This is a genomic window from Anaeromyxobacter diazotrophicus, assembly GCF_013340205.1.
Lineage (GTDB): Bacteria > Myxococcota > Myxococcia > Myxococcales > Anaeromyxobacteraceae > Anaeromyxobacter_A > Anaeromyxobacter_A diazotrophicus.
The window spans coordinates 130,302-145,724 of sequence record NZ_BJTG01000008.1; the positions used below are offsets into that span (position 1 = coordinate 130,302).

General features: G+C 77.0%; 14 protein-coding genes. 5 read left to right on the forward strand and 9 right to left on the reverse strand.

Translation table 11 applies throughout. The features are described 5' to 3' along the window. Positions 1-97: 97 nt before the first annotated feature. A complete protein-coding gene (locus HWY08_RS16595) occupies positions 98-505 on the reverse strand; it encodes a response regulator (protein WP_235969675.1) in 408 nt (135 codons plus the stop codon). Between the two features lie 228 nt (positions 506-733). Here HWY08_RS16595 and HWY08_RS16600 point away from each other — a divergent pair, with 228 nt between their 5' ends. From HWY08_RS16600 to HWY08_RS16620, 5 genes are read left to right on the forward strand one after another with little or no spacing between them, the layout of a single operon-like run. Continuing rightward, the gene (locus HWY08_RS16600) at positions 734-2,998 is read left to right on the forward strand and encodes an NAD(P)-binding domain-containing protein (protein WP_176067241.1); all 2,265 of its coding nucleotides are present in this window, start codon (positions 734-736) and stop codon (positions 2,996-2,998) included. Continuing rightward, on the forward strand, positions 2,998-4,821 hold the full coding sequence (locus HWY08_RS16605) for a cytochrome c3 family protein (protein WP_176067244.1): 1,824 nt from the start codon (positions 2,998-3,000) through the stop codon (positions 4,819-4,821). Before HWY08_RS16600 ends, HWY08_RS16605 begins: the two co-directional genes overlap by 1 nt. Further along, complete coding sequence (locus tag HWY08_RS16610; RefSeq protein ID WP_176067246.1) at positions 4,818-5,663, forward strand: cytochrome c3 family protein; 846 nt, start codon at positions 4,818-4,820, stop codon at positions 5,661-5,663. The genes HWY08_RS16605 and HWY08_RS16610 overlap by 4 nt, the downstream gene beginning before the upstream one ends. Further along, positions 5,660-6,646 (forward strand): hypothetical protein, encoded by a 987-nt coding sequence (locus tag HWY08_RS16615; protein ID WP_176067248.1) that lies wholly within the window; start codon positions 5,660-5,662, stop codon positions 6,644-6,646. Before HWY08_RS16610 ends, HWY08_RS16615 begins: the two co-directional genes overlap by 4 nt. Then, complete coding sequence (locus HWY08_RS16620) at positions 6,643-8,397, forward strand: hypothetical protein (RefSeq protein WP_176067250.1); 1,755 nt, start codon at positions 6,643-6,645, stop codon at positions 8,395-8,397. The genes HWY08_RS16615 and HWY08_RS16620 overlap by 4 nt, the downstream gene beginning before the upstream one ends. Before the next feature lie 61 nt (positions 8,398-8,458). Here HWY08_RS16620 and HWY08_RS16625 read toward each other — a convergent pair whose 3' ends face one another. The 8 genes from HWY08_RS16625 to aroA form a co-directional block, all read right to left on the reverse strand. After that, positions 8,459-8,806 carry an encapsulin-associated ferritin-like protein gene (locus HWY08_RS16625; protein WP_176067252.1) on the reverse strand — a complete coding sequence of 116 codons (348 nt, stop codon included), beginning with the start codon at positions 8,804-8,806 and terminating at the stop codon, positions 8,459-8,461. A gap of 127 nt (positions 8,807-8,933) precedes the next feature. After that, positions 8,934-9,938: a glycosyltransferase gene (locus HWY08_RS16630; protein ID WP_176067255.1), complete on the reverse strand. Its 1,005-nt coding sequence runs from the start codon at positions 9,936-9,938 to the stop codon at positions 8,934-8,936. A 33-nt stretch (positions 9,939-9,971) separates the two neighbouring features. Next, complete coding sequence (gene aroQ, locus HWY08_RS16635) at positions 9,972-10,535, reverse strand: type II 3-dehydroquinate dehydratase (RefSeq protein WP_176067257.1); 564 nt, start codon at positions 10,533-10,535, stop codon at positions 9,972-9,974. Further along, positions 10,532-11,617, reverse strand: a complete 1,086-nt coding sequence (locus tag HWY08_RS16640) for a 3-dehydroquinate synthase (protein WP_176067259.1) — start codon at positions 11,615-11,617, stop codon at positions 10,532-10,534. Before HWY08_RS16640 ends, aroQ begins: the two co-directional genes overlap by 4 nt. Further along, positions 11,614-12,183 carry a shikimate kinase gene (locus HWY08_RS16645; protein WP_176067261.1) on the reverse strand — a complete coding sequence of 190 codons (570 nt, stop codon included), beginning with the start codon at positions 12,181-12,183 and terminating at the stop codon, positions 11,614-11,616. Before HWY08_RS16645 ends, HWY08_RS16640 begins: the two co-directional genes overlap by 4 nt. Next, a complete protein-coding gene (gene aroC / locus HWY08_RS16650; protein WP_176067263.1) occupies positions 12,164-13,309 on the reverse strand; it encodes a chorismate synthase in 1,146 nt (381 codons plus the stop codon). The genes HWY08_RS16645 and aroC overlap by 20 nt, the downstream gene beginning before the upstream one ends. Then, on the reverse strand, positions 13,306-14,145 hold the full coding sequence (locus HWY08_RS16655) for a shikimate dehydrogenase (NADP+) (protein ID WP_176067265.1): 840 nt from the start codon (positions 14,143-14,145) through the stop codon (positions 13,306-13,308). Before HWY08_RS16655 ends, aroC begins: the two co-directional genes overlap by 4 nt. Next, entirely contained in the window at positions 14,142-15,419 is a 1,278-nt protein-coding gene (gene aroA / locus HWY08_RS16660) for a 3-phosphoshikimate 1-carboxyvinyltransferase (protein WP_176067550.1), read from the reverse strand. The genes HWY08_RS16655 and aroA overlap by 4 nt, the downstream gene beginning before the upstream one ends. Positions 15,420-15,423: the final 4 nt, after the last annotated feature.

Consider the following 15,423-nt stretch of genomic DNA (forward strand, 5'->3'; position numbering starts at 1 on the left):
TTCCCCCCCGGTCCACGAGCGCGCGCCCGGGCGCACGGCGTGCACCCGGCCGGGTGACCCGACCGCTTGGTTCAGGGAAGTCCTACCACGGGCGCGCTCACCGGCAGTAGCGGCCCACCACCTCGAACAGCTCGTCGAGGTCGAGCGGCTTCTCCAGGTGCGCCGCGACGCCGAGCGCCGCGATCCGCTCCTCGAGGCCGGCCGCCGCCGAGACGATCACCACCGGGATCCGCGCCAGCTCCGGATCGCTGAGCTGCTGCTGGCGGAACTCGGCCCCGTCCATCACCGGCATGAAGAGGTCGAGCAGGATGAGCGCCGGCCGAAGCTCGCGCGCGCGGGCGAGGCCGTCGGCCCCGTTGCGCGCCGTGTTCACCTCGTAGCCCTCGCTCTCCAGGATCTCCTGGAGCGTCTCGCGGATGTCGCGGTCGTCGTCGACGACGAGGACGTGACAGGTCGAGGGGGTGACGCGCGGGCCGCTGGAGAGCGGCGTGGCGGCGGACATCATCAGGCGGGCTCCCTGCGAGAACGTTCGAGCACGAGGTGGAACCTTCCTGGGATCTCAGATTACCCGGAACGGGGGCGGCGCGCTGTCCCCGAAGCAACGGGTAACCCTGATCCGGACAGGAGGTTCCTGGGATGGGAGGGGGAACCCGAACGGCGCCCCATCTGGCCGGTGGCTCCTCCGGCCAAGTTCGGGTCCCTTCCCCATCGGCGCAGCTCGCCCGCGAGGAACATGGATCTCGGCACCGCCTCCATCGTCGCCACCTCGATCGGCGTCGCCGCGACCTTCGCGGCCGGCATGGTGGGCCGGCGCGCGCTGCGGGCGCGGGCCGACGCGCGGGCGCTGGCGGAGCTCACCGCGCGCCAGCGCGACCTGCCGCGCTCGCTGCACCCGGTCATCGACCCGGACATCTGCATCGGCAGCCTCTCCTGCCTGAAGAGCTGCCCCGAGGGCGACATCCTCGGCATCGTCGGCGGCGCCGCCCACCTCGTCCACGCCGACCACTGCGTCGGCCACGGGCGCTGCGCCGCCGAGTGCCCGGTGGGGGCCATCCAGCTCGTCTTCGGCACCGCGCGGCGCGGCGTGGACCTGCCGGAGGTGGACGCCGCGTTCGAGTCCTCCCGCCCCGGCGTCCACGTCGTGGGCGAGCTGGGCGGCATGGGCCTCATCAAGAACGCCATCCGGCAGGGGCTCGAGTGCGCGGAGTACCTCGCGGAGGCGCTGGCGCGCCGCCCCGGCCCGGGCGGCGAGGGGGTCGTGGACGTCGCCATCGTCGGCGCTGGCCCGGCCGGCCTCGCCACCGCGCTCGGCCTCCGGCACGCCGGCCTCGACTTCCGCGTCCTGGAGCAGTCCACCCTCGGCGGCGCGGTGGCGCACTACCCGCGGCAGAAGGTGGTGATGAGCGAGACGGTCGAGCTGCCGTTCTACGGGCGGTTCGGGAAGCGCCGCATCTCCAAGGAGGAGCTGCTCCACAGCTTCGAGAAGATGGCGGCGAAGGGGCAGCTCCGCGTCGAGGAGGGCGTCAAGGTGGTGGGCCTCGAAGGCGCCGACGGCGCGTTCGAGGTGCTGACCGCCGGGCACGGCCGGGTGCGCGCCCGCAAGGTCGTGCTGGCGGTCGGCCGGCGCGGCACGCCCCGCCGCCTCGGCGTGCCGGGGGAGGAGCTCGAGAAGGTGGTGTACGGGCTCACCGACCCCGAGCAGTACCGCGGCGCCAAGGTGCTGGTGGTGGGCGGCGGCGACGCGGCGCTGGAGGCGGCGCTGGCGCTCGCCGGCGAGCCCGGCACCGAGGTGACGCTCTCCTACCGCGGCGCGGCGCTCGCCCGCTGCCGCGAGGCGAACCGCCGAGAGGTGGAGGCGGCAGCCGCAGCGGGCCGGCTCGCGCTCCTCCTCGCGTCCGAGGTGCGGCGCGTCGCGCCGCGCGAGGTGGTCCTCTCCGTCGGAGGGGCCGAGCAGCGGCTCCCCAACGACCACGTGGTGGTGAACGTCGGCGGCGAGCTGCCGCTCGAGCTGCTCCAGCAGTGCGGGGTGCAGATGCGCCGCTACTTCGGCGAGGCGCCCGGCGCGCACCGGCACGGCCCGGCGGGCGCGCGCGAGCGGCTCCTCGCGGGGGCGCTGGAGAAGGACCGCGCGCAGCGCCGCTTCGAGCACCGGCTGGCGCTCGCCTTCGCCGCCGCGGGGGCGCTCCTCCTCGCGTTCCTGGCCTGGAAGGGCCGCCACTACTACCCGCTCGCCGCGCCCGACCGGCGCCTCTCCCCGCTGCACCGCTCGATGCGCTCGGCCGGGCCGTGGGGCCACGGGGTCGGCATCGGCGCGACCCTGTTCATGCTGTCGAACTTCCTCTACGCGGCGCGCAAGCGCTTCGCCTTCATGACGCGCTGGGGGCACATCCGCTCCTGGCTGCACTTCCACGTCTTCGTCGGCTTCATGAGCCCGCTCGTGATCGCCTTCCACGCGGCGTTCCAGTCGAAGAACCTGCTCGCCACCGGCACCGCCTCGTCGCTGGCGGTGGTGGTCCTGACGGGCATCGTCGGCCGGTACATCTACGGGCTCGTGCCCTCGTCCGGCGGCAAGGCGCTCGAGCTGGAGGAGCTGCAGGGCGCCTTCGTCCGGCTCCGGGACGAGATCGAGCCGCTCATGGGGCGCGCCCGCGATCCCGAGCGCATCCGGCGCCTCTTCGACCGCGCCACCGTCCCGGCCGCCCGCGGCTCGCTGCTGCTCCTCCTCGTCGAGCTGCCCTTCCTCTCCCTCGCCACCCGCGCCGACCTCCTGCGCGTGCGGCGCCTCTTCCCCGCCCGCGAGACCTACCAGGTGGTCCACGACGCCTACCTGCGGCTCCGGCGGCTCACGGTCCAGATCGGCTTCTACCGCTCGCTGAAGCGGCTCCTCGGCGGCTGGCGCGTCTTCCACGCCTCGCTGGCGGTGTTCCTGGTGCTCGCCATCGCCGCCCACATCGGCCTCTCCCTCTACCTCGGCTACGGCCTCGGGCTCCTCCGCTGATGCGCTCCCTCCCGCTCGCCCTCGCCGCGCTCCTCCTCGCCGCGCCGGCCGCGCGGGCCGCCGACGTCTTCTCCCCCGGCGACCTCTCGCGCGCCCACGCCGCGCTGTCGGGCCTCCAGAACTGCACCAAGTGCCACCCCCGCGGCGAGCAGCTCTCGCAGGCGCACTGCCTCGAGTGCCACCGCGAGCTGGCGCCCCGGGTGCAGGCCGGGCAGGGTTTCCACGGCCGGCTCGCGCCCAAGGAGCGCGACTGCTGGGCCTGCCACCACGAGCACCAGGGCCGGGACGCGGCGCTGGTCGAGTGGGGCCCGGGCGGCGCGCGGCGGTTCGATCACGCCCGCACGGGCGCGCAGCTCGGGGGCAAGCACCAGGCGGTCGCGTGCGACCGGTGCCACGATCCCCGCCTGGTGCAGGACTCCGCCGTGAGGAAGCTCCTCGCCGAGCAGCCGCGCCGCAAGACCTACCTCGGCGCGCCCGCCCTCACCGCCTGCGCCAGCTGCCACTTCGACGAGCACCGCGGCCAGCTCGGCGCCGACTGCGCGCGCTGCCACCGCGACGGCGGCTGGAAGCCCGCCCCGGGCTTCGAGCACGCCCGCACCAGCTACCCGCTCACCGGGAAGCACGCCCGCGTCGCCTGCGCGAAGTGCCACGCGCCCGCCGCCGCCCCCGCCGCCGAGCCGGGAGCGCTCACCGCCCCGGTCCACCCCGACGCCTTCGCGCGCTACCGCCCGCTCGCGCACGCGAGCTGCCTCGACTGCCACAAGGACGCGCACGAGGGGCGCTTCGGCCAGGACTGCGCCCGGTGCCACACCACCGAGGACTGGCGCCGCATCGTCTCCGGCGCGGGCGCCGAGCGCGCCTTCCACCAGAAGACGCGCTACCCGCTCGAGGGCGCGCACCAGACCGTCGCGTGCGTGGCTTGCCACGGGCCGTTCCGCGGCGAGCCGGCCCGCTTCAAGCCGCTCGCCTTCGGCGCCTGCACCGACTGCCACGCCGACGCGCACGCCGGGCAGCTGGCGCGCCAGGGGCCGGCGGCCGGCCGCTGCGACCGGTGCCACGAGGTGCGCGGCTTCCAGCCGGTCAAGTTCGGCCTGGAGGAGCACGAGAAGACGCGCTACCCGCTCGCCGGCGCGCACCGGGTGGTGGCCTGCGCCGCCTGCCACCCGCAGGAGCCGCGGCTCGCCGACCGGCTGCCGGAGGCGACCCGGGCCGAGCTGGCGCGCCGCGGCCGCCCGGCGCGCGTCTCCCTGGCCGTGTACGCGCTGGCGGGCGACCTCGCCCGCTGCGAGACCTGCCACGCCGACCCGCACCAGGGGCAGCTCGTGCGCCCGCAGGGGTGCGCCGCCTGCCACGCGGTGGACTCCTTCCACCGGGTGCGGTTCGACCACCAGCGGGAGAGCCGCTTCGCGCTCGCCGGGAAGCACGCCTCCGCGCCCTGCGCCGCCTGCCACCGGCCGGAGCCCGGGCCGTCCGGCGCGGCGGTCCGCTACAAGCCCCTCGCGGTCGCCTGCGCCGGCTGCCACCAGGACGCCCACCTCGGCCAGCTCGCGCCGAAGGAGGGCGGGCCGACCGACTGCGCCCGCTGCCACGGCGCCGACGACTGGAAGAAGACGCGCTTCCAGCACCAGCCGCCCTTCACCGACTACGCGCTCACCGGGAAGCACCTGAAGGTCGCCTGCGCCAAGTGCCACCCCGCGGTGCAGGTCGCGCCGGGGACGCTCGCGCGGCGCTACCGCGGGCTGCCGCGCGCCTGCGAGGCGTGCCACGCCGACTTCCACCAGGGCGCCTTCCGCGGCTTCGAGCCGACGAGGTTCAGCCGATGACTCCGCTCCTCCTCGCGCTGGCGCTGGCCGCGGCGCCCGACCTGCGCCCGCGCCCGCCCCACCCGGACGACACCCACTGCGAGAAGTGCCACACCACCGACGGCTGGCAGGAGGTGGCCTTCGCGCACGAGCGGACCGGCTTCCCGCTCGCCGGCGCGCACCGGCGCGCGAGCTGCAAGGCGTGCCACGCCGAGAGCTTCACCCGCGCGCTGGGCCGCGACTGCGGGTCGTGCCACCGCGACGTGCACCAGGGCCGCCTCGGCGCGCGCTGCGCCGGCTGCCACGAGGAGACCGACTGGAAGACGCGCTTCGACGCCGACGCGCACCGGCGCGGGAACTTCCCGCTGGTGGGGCGCCACGCCTTCATCCCCTGCCAGGAGTGCCACGGCGACCGGCGCGACCGCGGCTTCAGCCGGCCCACGCCGCAGTGCCTCGCCTGCCACCAGCGCGACTACGACCGGACCGCCGTCACCGCCATCGACCACCGCGCGGCCGGCTTCCCCACCACCTGCCAGCAGTGCCACCAGCCCTGGCGCTTCGCGGGCGCCTTCTTCGCGCAGCACGAGGCGTGCTTCCCCATCGCCTCCGGCCGCCACGCCGGGATCCGGTGCCTCGACTGCCACACCAGCTTCACCGGCCCGATCAACCTCAACGGTCAGTGCAACACGGGGACCGCGCACTGCCAGAAGTGCCACGACTGCGGCCGCCACCCGCAGGTGGCCGGCTTCGGCTGCTTCGACGCGAAGTGCTACCAGTGCCACCCGGGCGGCAACGCCGGGACGAGCGCGCTGCGCGGGGGCGGGAGCGCCGCCCTGCGCCGCGGCGGGAGGATCGGACCATGAGCGCGCGCCTCTCCTTCCCGCTCGCGCTCGGCGCCCTGGGCGCCGGCACCGCGCTGGCGCTCGCCGGCGCCTGCGGCCTCCCTGGCGGCTCGTCCGGCGCGACCTTCTCCCACGCCTCCAAGTTCGTCGTGACGGGCTCGCACCAGGCGCTCGCCTGCGCCGACTGCCACGACCCGGCGAAGCCCTCCTTCGCGCTGGCGGACGGCGGCGTCGACTGCCTGCACTGCCACGCGCAGGCGGACGTGACGCCGATGCACGCCGGCGTGGGGGGCTTCGGCTACGACGACGCCTCCTGCATCGGCTGCCACAAGGACGGGAAGACGCCCCAGTTCGACCACACCTTCTTCCCCATCGCCGCCGGCGCGCCCCACCAGAACCTCGCCTGCGCCGACTGCCACGGCGCGACGCGGGCGGTGGCGGACCTGCAGTGCATCACCTGCCACACCCACGACCCCACCACCACCAACGCGGCCCACACCGGCGTGACCGGCTACAGCTACGACTCGCCCTCCTGCTACGGCTGTCACAAGGACGGGCGCGGCGGCCTGCCGTCGAACCACGACGCCGAGCTCTTCCCGGTGACCGGGACCCCGCACGCGGCGATCGCCTGCTCGCAGTGCCACGGCGCGACCAAGGCGCTCGCGGACCTCCAGTGCCTCGGCTGCCACGCGAAGACGGACATGGCGACGACGCACGCGGCGGTGCCCGGCTCGGCCACCGGCCGCCTCAGCAACAAGACCTTCGCGAACTACCAGTACGTACTCGCCGCCTGCATGGCCTGCCACGCCGACGGCGGCTACCACCTCTCGCAGCACCCGTCGGCGAGCGGCACCTCGATGGTGTCGGATCACCACCGCCCCTTCTGCCTCGCCTGCCATCAGACGATGCGCCCGGCGAGCGGCGTGAAGCCGTGGGGGCAGGACTTCAAGACCTTCACCTGCCTCGACTGCCACACCAACAACAGCGGCGGGGGTGGAGGGTGACGGTCCGCGCGCGCTGGCTGGCCCTCCTCCTCGCCGCCGCGGCGCTCGCGGCCGGCGCGCCCGCCCGCGCCCAGGAGGCCGCGGACGCGCCGCCGCCCCGGCGCGCGGCCAAGGCGCCGGCGCGGCCGTTTCCCGCGCTCGCGCAGCCGAAGGCGGCCGGCCCGGTGGCGGTGAAGCCGGTGAAGCTGCACGCGCGGGCGGCCGGCCTCGGGACCGTGCTCTCCGTGACCGCGCGCCGCGCCTACCTCGACGCCGGCGCGAAGGACGGCCTCGCCCCGGGCCGCGAGCTGCGGCTCGAGCGCAAGGGTCGCCCGGCCGGCCGCTGCACCGTCGAGGCCGTCTCGGACCGCGGCGCCACCTGCGCCGGGCAGGACCTGCGCGCCGGCGACACCTTCGCGCTCGCCGCGCCGCCCCCGGCCGCCGCCGTCTCGCGCACGCAGGCGGCGCCTCCGCCCCCGCTGGCGCCGGCCGAGGTGTCCCGCCGCCGCGCCGCGCTCGAGGCCGCTCCGGTCGCCCGGGTGGAGTACGTGGCGCCGCCGCGGCTCGAGACGGCGCGGGGCCCGCAGCGGGTCGAGGTGAGCTTCCTCCACCTCAGCTCCTTCAGCTCGGGCGGTCCGGGCCTGTCGCAGGACCGGCTGGAGGCGCGCGTGTACGGGGCGGAGGTCGGCGCCGGCCTGCGCCTCTTCCTCGACGCGAGCGGCGTCTACCGCGCCACCGCCTCGTCGCCGTCCGAGCGCTTCCGCCCGGGCGACGCGGCCTACCTGGAGGTGCGCGAGCTGCAGCTCACCACCCGCGAGCCGGACCGTGCGTACGCCTTGTCGGTGGGGCGGATCCTGCCCTGGGCCGCCCCCGGCTCGACCGTCTTCGACGGCGCGCAGCTCGGCTGGCGCGGGCGCCTCGGGGAGCTGGGCGTGTTCGGCGGGGCGGTGCCGGACGCCGTCACCACCGGCCTCGGCACGAGCCGCGCCACCGCCGGCGCGTACGGCGCCCTCGAGCACGCGACCGACGCGGTGCTCGTGCGCGCCGAGGGGCGCGTCGCCATGGTGCGCTCGCCCGAGCTCGGCACGCGCCTCGAGACCGAGGCGCTCGGCCACGGCTGGCTGTGGCGCGCGCTCGACCTCTCGGGGCAGGCGCGGCTCGGCTTCGGCGGCGACCGCAACGCCCCCGCAGCGCTCGACGCGGCGCGGGTGGACCTGTCGGGCCGGCTGGCCGAGCCGCTCTGGCTCACCGCCAGCTTCCGGTACGTCGGCCTCTTCACCCCGGACGCCGCCTCGCCGGCGCTCTTCCCCGGCCCGGCGCGGCACGCCGACCTCACCGCCTCGTGGGACGCCTCGCGCCACCTCACCCTGCGCGCCATCGCCGGCTACGCCCGCGACCTCTCGAGCGGGCTCGACCGCAAGTACGCCGGCCCGGAGCTGGCGCTGCCGCACCTCTTCGGCCGGTACGGGTCCGCCTCGGCCGGCTGGCTGGAGGAGCGCGGCTGGGCGGGCGGGCGGAGCGTCTGGGTGCAGGGCGAGGGCGACGCCCTCCTCGGCGCGCGCCTGCTCCTGCGCGCGTCCTTGTACATGGACGCGCGCCCGCCGCCGCTGTCCGACACCACCACCGTCGGCTTCGTCGCGAGCGCCACCCGGGACCTCGCCGCGTGGCTGCGCCTGCGGCTCTCCGCCATGGGGCGGCTCGGCGTCGCCACCAGCGCGACCGACACGCTGGGCGGGATCTCGGTCCTGGCCGGGCTCGACGGCCTCTACTGACGGGGCCGCCCGGGCAGGCGGCGGCGTGTCGCTCCGGGCGAGCGCGCGCCGCCCCGAGCCTTCACTTGCGCTTGCCGCGGTCGCCCGGCTCGAGCTCGCCCGAGGCCTCCTCCTTCTCCTCCTCCTCGGCGATGGGTCCCGGCTTCTCGAGCTTGCGGTCGAGCTGCCGGGCGAAGGCGGGGTCGTTGCGGCGGATCCACTCCAGGATCATCGCCGCGTGCTCCTTCTCCTCGTCGCGGTTGTGCTCGAGGATGCTCTTCAGCTCCGCGTCCGCGATGACGTCGATGCGCTGCTGGTACCAGTCGACCGCCTCCAGCTCCTCCTGCAGCGAGGTGTACGCGCGGTGCAGATCGCGGGTCTTGGGCGAGAGGCTTTCGAACGGCTCGTGGTAGCCGGCGGAGTTGGCCATCGGTGCTCCCCTGGGGCGTGTTGGCGTGTGCGCTCAGGGTAGGCATCCCCCGGGGCGGGGTCCGCTCCCTTTGGGAGGCGCCCCACCGGGTTTCTCTTTCTCCCTCGCCCCGCGCAGCGCCTCCTCTTCAGCTCACGCACCAGAAGTCCCTCAGCTCCCGGAACCCCTGCTGCTCCAGCTCCGCGCGGATGAGCGGGCGCGCGCCGGGCGCGCCGACCGCGACCAGCAGGGGGAGCCCGCGCGCGCGGGAGGCCTCGGCGTGGCCGAACACCGGCGCGCCGCGCACCGTGCGGCCCACCTTGCGCGGGTCCACCTCCAGGAACAGCGCCACCCGCACGCCCTCCGCGGCGAGCGCGTCCGAGAACGCCTTCCCGGTCTCGCCCGCGCCCCACACCGCCACCTCGCGCCGGCCGCGCAGCACCTCGGCGGCGAGGTGGGCGCACTTCAGGGCCACGTGCCGCGCGCGCGCGTAGCGCCCGTCCACCCGGGTGGCGCGCTCCGGCCGCTCCCGCCAGAGGAGCAGCGGGGCGGGCAGGTTCGTCATCCGCCCGCCGGCCGCGGCGAGGCGCAGCCACAGGTCGTAGTCCTCCGGGAAGGCGCCGTCGCGCCAGCCTCCCAGGCGCTCCAGCGCGTCCCGGCGGAGGGCCGCCGCCGGGTGCACGAGCGGCGCCTCGACCAGCAGGTCCCGCGCGACGAGCGCGGGCGTGACGAGGCCGTTCAGCCAGCCGACGTAGCGCCGCATGCCGTCCCGCACGGCGCGCCGCGGGAAGGCGCGCACCTGGGCGCCCACCGCCCAGAGCGCCCGGTCCGCCTCCAGCGCCGCGCGCTGCAGCGCGAGCCGCCGGGGATGGGCCAGGTCGTCGGCGTCCATGCGGGCGACCACCTCGGCGTCGCAGCGCACGAGCCCGCGCTGCAGCGCCCCGGCGATCCCCTCGCCCGGGCCGCGCACCAGGACGACCCGCGGGTCGCCCTCTGCCAGCCGGGCCAGCACCTCGGCGGTGCCGTCGGTGGAGCCGTCGTCCACCGCCACCAGGGCGAGATCGCGCTCCGTCTGGCGCAGGATGGAGCGCGCCGCGGCCCGGACGGTGCCGGCCGCGTCGCGCGCGGGCATCAGGACGGCGACGCGCGGCACGGGCCGCCCCCGCCGCGGCGCCCAGGGGCGGCGCTACGGCTCGTAGTCGCCCCGGGCGTTCGCGTCGACCGGCACCGCCTCGGCCGGCTCGAGCTCCGGCTCGCCGCCCGCCGCCGCCCCGGGGGGCGCCGTCGGCGCGTGGCGGGCGGCCGGCTTGCGCGCGGCGTGCGCCGCCAGGAGCGCGCACAGGTGCAGGGCGGCGTAGTGGTAGCCCGCCACCCCCAGCCCGACGATCTGCCCCGCCGCGGCCGGCGCCACGAAGCTCTCGTGCCGCCACGGCTCCCGGGCGTGGATGTTGGAGATGTGCACCTCGATGGTCGGGCAGGGCAGCGCGCGCAGGCAGTCGGGGAGCGCGCGGCTCGTGTGCGTGAGCGCGCCGGGGTTGAGGATGACGCCCTGCGCCTCGCGCCGGTGCTCCTGCAGGAAGTCGAGGATGGCGCCCTCGGAGTTCGACTGGAACGCGGCGACCTCCAGTCCGTAGCCGGCGCAGGTCTCGCGCACCGAGCGCTCCACGTCGTCGAGCGTGTCGCTCCCGTAGATCTCCGGCTCGCGCTCGCCGAGCAGGTTCAGGTTGGGGCCGTTCACGAGCAGGATCATGGCGCCTCTCCGATCTCAGCGACCGCCGCCGCCACCGCGCCGTCCGGCGCGGCGACGTCCCACTCCACCACCCACGCGTTGCCGCGGGCGCGCGGCAGGACCCAGCGCAGCCCGGCCGCCGTCCGCTTCTTGTCATAGCTCATGAGGCGGGCCGCGCGGCGGGCGACGGTGGGTGGCACCCGCCGCGGCAGGCCGGCGCGGTCGAGCAGGTCCCCGACCTCCGCCACCGCCGCCGCGTCGACGCGGCCCATCGCGCGCGCCAGCCGGAAGGCGAAGGCGAGCCCCACCGCCACCGCCTCGCCGTGGGTGTAGCGCGAGAAGCCGCCCGCCGCCTCCACCCCGTGGCCGAAGGTGTGGCCCAGGTTGAGGAGCTTGCGCTCGGCCTGCTCGCGCGGGTCGCGCGCCACCACCTGGAGCTTGTAGCGGGCGCAGGCCGCGACGAGCGCCTGGCCGGCCCGGCCGGCGCGGGCGGCCGCGCGCACCTCGGGCAGGAGCGCCGGGTCGAGCGCGGCGTACTTCACCACCTCGCCCATGCCGCTCGCCAGCTCGCGCGCGGGCAGCGTCGCGAGCGCCACCGGATCGGCCAGCACCGCCCGCGGCGGGTGGAAGGCGCCCACCGCGTTCTTGGCCAGGGGCAGGTTCACGGCGGTCTTGCCGCCCAGCGCGGCGTCCACCATGGCGAGCAGGGTGGTCGGCACCGCGACCCACGGCACGCCGCGCATGAAGGTGGCGGCGAGGAAGCCGGCGGCGTCGGTGACCGCCCCGCCGCCCAGCGCCACCACCAGCGTGCGGCGGGTCGCGCCGGCGCGGAGGAGCCGCGTCGCCGCCCGCTCCAGCTCGGCGAGCGTCTTGCCCCGCTCGCCGTCGGGCAGCACGTGCGCCAGCGCGAGCTTGCCGCTCCCCGCGAGCGCCCGCTCCGCCCGGCGGGCGAACGGCGTGCGGCGGACCCGGGCGCAGGTGACGAGCGCCACCCGGTCGTGCCCGGCCGCCAGCTCCGCGAGCCGGGCCGGCACGCCGCCGCCGACCCGCACCTCGCAGGCGTGCCCCTCCTGCCGTGCGTCGAGGACCAGGGCCGGCTTCACGGCGAGTCCTCTCCGGCCCCACCGGCCTCCCGCTCCACCTCCGAGGCCGACGAGCCAGCCGAGGGGGCCGCGGCCAGGAGCTCGGCGATGCGCCGCGCCACCGCCTCCGCGGCGAGCCCGTCCACCCGCAGCGTGTGGTGCGCCCGCCGGTAGAGCGGCAGGCGGGCCGCGAGGAGCTCTTCCCAGCGCTTCGCGAGCGGCCGGCCCTCGCCGCCGCCCAGCCGCCGGGCCGCCTCGGCCGCCGACACGTCGAGGAAGACCACCGTCGCCGTCTCGAGCAGCCGCGCCTGCGTCTCGGCGTCGCAGAAGGCGCCGCCGCCGAGGTCCACCACCGCCGGGCCCGCGAGGCCCGCCAGCACCTCGCGCTCCAGCGCGCGGAACGCCGGCTCGCCCTCCTCGGCGAAGATGCGGGCGATGGGCTTGCCGGCGCGGCGCTCCACCTCGGCGTCGGTGGAGACCACCGGGCGGCGGAGGAGCCGGCCCAGGTGCGCCGCCACGGTGGACTTCCCGGCCGCCATCATCCCGGTGAGGGCCACCGGCCGGGCGTCAGCGGACGCGCGCGGCATAGGCCTCGATCGCCTGCTCGATGTCGCCCACCCGGTCCCCGCCGAACTTCTCCAGCAGCGCGTCGGCCAGCGTCCACGCCACCACCGCCTCGCCGACCACCGCCGCGGCCGGGACCGCGCACACGTCGCTCCGCTCGTACTTGGCGGTGGTCGCCTGGCGGCTCGCCAGGTCCACCGTGGCGAGCCCCTTCGTCATGGTGGGGATGGGCTTCATGTAGCCGCGCACCACCAGCGGCGCGCCGTTCGTCACCCCGGCCTCGAGGCCCCCGGCGCGGTTGGTGTCGCGGTAGAAGCCGCGCGCCGCGTCGTGGTGGATGGCGTCGTGGAAGGCGTCGCCGCGCAGCTCGACCCGCGTCCCCTCGCCGATCTCGGCGGCGCGGATGGCGGGGATGCCGCAGAGCGCGCCGGCGAGGCGCGCGTCGAGCCGGCGGTCCGGGTGCACGTAGCTGCCGAGCCCGGTGGGGAGCCCCTCGGCGTAGACCTCGAAGGCGCCGCCGATGGAGCCGCCGCGCGCCTTCTCCGCGTCGATGAGGGCGCGCCACTCGGCCGCCACCGCCTCGTCGTCCACGCCGAGGTCCGAGGCGAGGATGGCCGCCCGCGCCGCCGCGTCCGGCGGCAGCCCGACCTTGCGCTCGCGCTCGCCGATGGCGGTGACCCGGCTCGACACCCGCACGCCGAAGCGCAGGAGGAGCTGCCGCGCCAGGGCGCCCAGCGCCACGGTCGCGGCCGTGCTGCGGGCGCTGGCGCGCTCGAGGGCGTCGCGCGCGTCGTCGAAGCCGTACTTGAGCGCGCCGGGCAGGTCGGCGTGACCGGGGCGCACCTGGGTGAACTTGCGCCCGCCGCGCGCGTAGGGCGAGACGAGCTCCTTCCAGCTCTGGTGGTCCTTGTTCCACACCACCACCGCGATGGGCGAGCCGAGCGTCTCGCCGCCGCGCAGGCCGGAGAGGAACTGCGCCTCGTCGCGCTCGATCTGCTGGCGGCCGCCGCGGCCGTAGCCGCGCTGCCGGCGCGCCAGCTCGTCGTTCACGGCGCCGAAGTCGACCTGGAGGCCGGCCGGGAACCCCTCGGCGATGGCGCACAGGGCGGGGCCGTGGGATTCACCTGCGGTGAGGTAGCGGAGGCTCATGGGGCTCGCGGGGCGGCGCCGAGGGCGCGCGCCATGACCGGCTCCGGGGCGGCCCGGCCGGTGAAGAGGGTGAAGGCGAGCGCGCCCTGCCGCAGCAGGAGCGCCTCGCCGGTGACGAGCGCCGTCCCCGCCGCCCGGGCGGCCCGGGCGAAGGCGGTGTCGCCGTAGACGAACTCGATGGCGAGCTGGCCCGGGCGAGGCGAGGCCGGGAGCGCGCCGGGCGCGGCCCCGGCGAGGCCGACCGAGGTGGCCTGGAGCAGGACCTCGGCGCGCGCCGCCTCGCCGCCGGCCGCCTCCCAGGGCACCGCGCCCACCGCCGGCCCGGCGGGGAACGCGGCCCGGAGCCGCGCCGCCGCCCCGGCCGCCGCCGCCGGCCGGCGCGCGGCGAGCTTCACCTCGAGGCCGAGCGCGAGGAGCGCCCAGGCGCCCGCCAGCGCGGCGCCGCCCGCCCCCAGCACCACCGCCCGCTGGCCCGGGCCGGCGCCCGCCGCCTGCGCCAGGTCGCGGCAGGCGGGCGCGTCGGTGTTGAAGCCCTCCCACCCCTCGGCGGCGCGCCGGAGCGTGTTCACCGCCCCGCACAGCCGGGAGACCTCGTCGAGCGCGCCGCACAGCTCCGCCGCGCGCTGCTTGTGGGGCACGGTGACGTTGAGGCCGCGGAAGCCGAGCGCGTGCGCGCCGGCGAGCGCCTCCGGGAGCCGCTCGGGGGCGACCGGCAAGGCGACGTAGGCCGCGTCGAGGCCGAGCGCCTCGAAGGCGGCGTTGTGCATGGCCGGCGAGAGGCTGTGGCCGACCGGGTGGCCGAGCACGCCGTAGAGCTGGGTGCGGCCGGAGATCACCGCCCGCCCCCGCACAGCCGGTCGAGCACGTCGAAGAAGGAGGGGAAGCTGGTGGCGACGCAGGCGACGTCGTCGAGGTGGACCTCGCCGCCGTCCGCGAAGAGCTGCGCCACCGCCATGCTCATGGCCACCCGGTGGTCGAGGCGGGTGCGGACCGCGACCGGCCCGAGCGGCGTCGGCCCATCGATGGCGCAGCCGTCCTCGAACAGCTCCACCTTGGCGCCCGCGGCGGCGAGCGCCTCGCCCATGGACGCGAGCCGGTCCGACTCCTTCACCCGGAGCTCGCGCGCGTCGCGGATGACGGTGCGGCCGCGCGCCTGGGTCGCCATCACCATGACCACCGGCAGCTCGTCGATGAGGCGCGGCACGAGCGCGCCCTCGATGACCGTGCCCGAGAGCGGCGCCGCCTCGACGGTCACGTCGCCGCGCGGCTCGCCCTCGTCGGCCCGGGGCTCGATCCGCACCCGCGCGCCCATGGCCTGGAGCACGTCGAGGAGGCCGGTGCGCGAGGGGTTGAGGCCCACGTTGCGCGCGGTGACGCGCGAGCCGGGGAGCGCCGCCGCCGCGCAGAGGAGGAACGCGGCCGAGGAGATGTCGCCCGGCACCTCCACCGTGCCGCCGCGCGGGCGCCCCGGCGTGACCGTCACCGCGAGGCCGTCCACCGCCAGCGAGACGCCCATCCCGCGCAGCATGCGCTCGGTGTGATCGCGCGAGAGGTGGGGCTCCTCCACCGTGGTGGGGCCGTCGGCGAACAGGCCGGCGAGGAGCAGCGCGCTCTTCACCTGCGCGCTCGCCACCTCCAGCACGTGCCGCGTCCCGCGCAGCGGCGCGCCGCGCACCACCACCGGCGGCAGCCGGTCGCCGTCGCGCGCGTGCAGCACCGCGCCCATGCGCCGGAGCGGGTCGAGCACGCGGCGGACCGGGCGCCGCCGGAGGCTGGCGTCGCCGGTGAGGACCGACAGGCCGGGCACGGCCGCCAGCACGCCGCAGAGCAGGCGCAGGCTGGTGCCCGAGTTGCCGCAGTCGACCACGTCCTGCGGCTCGGAGAGGCGCTCGGGGGGCTCGACCACCACGAAGGCGCCCTCGTCGCGCACCACCGCGCCGAGCGCCTCGACGGCGCGGCGGGTGGCGCCCACGTCCTCCGCCGCGAGCAGACCGCGCACCTTGGACGGCGAGGTGGCGAGGGCCGAGAAGAGGAGCGCGCGATGCGACACGGACTTGTCGCCCGGCACCTCGAACGCGCCCTGGAGCGGTCCCCGCCGCCGGCAGATCATGGAG

Bases quoted from the DNA above. Each gene is read 5' to 3' on its own strand.
- HWY08_RS16600 (WP_176067241.1), top strand. From the start codon at position 734: ATGGATCTCGGCACCGCCTCCATCGTCGCCACCTCGATCGGCGTCGCC.
- aroC (WP_176067263.1), bottom strand. From the start codon at position 13,309: ATGAGCCTCCGCTACCTCACCGCAGGTGAATCCCACGGCCCCGCCCTG.
- HWY08_RS16610 (WP_176067246.1), top strand. From the start codon at position 4,818: ATGACTCCGCTCCTCCTCGCGCTGGCGCTGGCCGCGGCGCCCGACCTG.
- HWY08_RS16605 (WP_176067244.1), top strand. From the start codon at position 2,998: ATGCGCTCCCTCCCGCTCGCCCTCGCCGCGCTCCTCCTCGCCGCGCCG.
- aroQ (WP_176067257.1), bottom strand. From the start codon at position 10,535: ATGATCCTGCTCGTGAACGGCCCCAACCTGAACCTGCTCGGCGAGCGC.
- HWY08_RS16645 (WP_176067261.1), bottom strand. From the start codon at position 12,183: ATGCCGCGCGCGTCCGCTGACGCCCGGCCGGTGGCCCTCACCGGGATG.
- HWY08_RS16625 (WP_176067252.1), bottom strand. From the start codon at position 8,806: ATGGCCAACTCCGCCGGCTACCACGAGCCGTTCGAAAGCCTCTCGCCC.
- aroA (WP_176067550.1), bottom strand. From the start codon at position 15,419: ATGATCTGCCGGCGGCGGGGACCGCTCCAGGGCGCGTTCGAGGTGCCG.
- HWY08_RS16615 (WP_176067248.1), top strand. From the start codon at position 5,660: ATGAGCGCGCGCCTCTCCTTCCCGCTCGCGCTCGGCGCCCTGGGCGCC.
- HWY08_RS16595 (WP_235969675.1), bottom strand. From the start codon at position 505: ATGATGTCCGCCGCCACGCCGCTCTCCAGCGGCCCGCGCGTCACCCCC.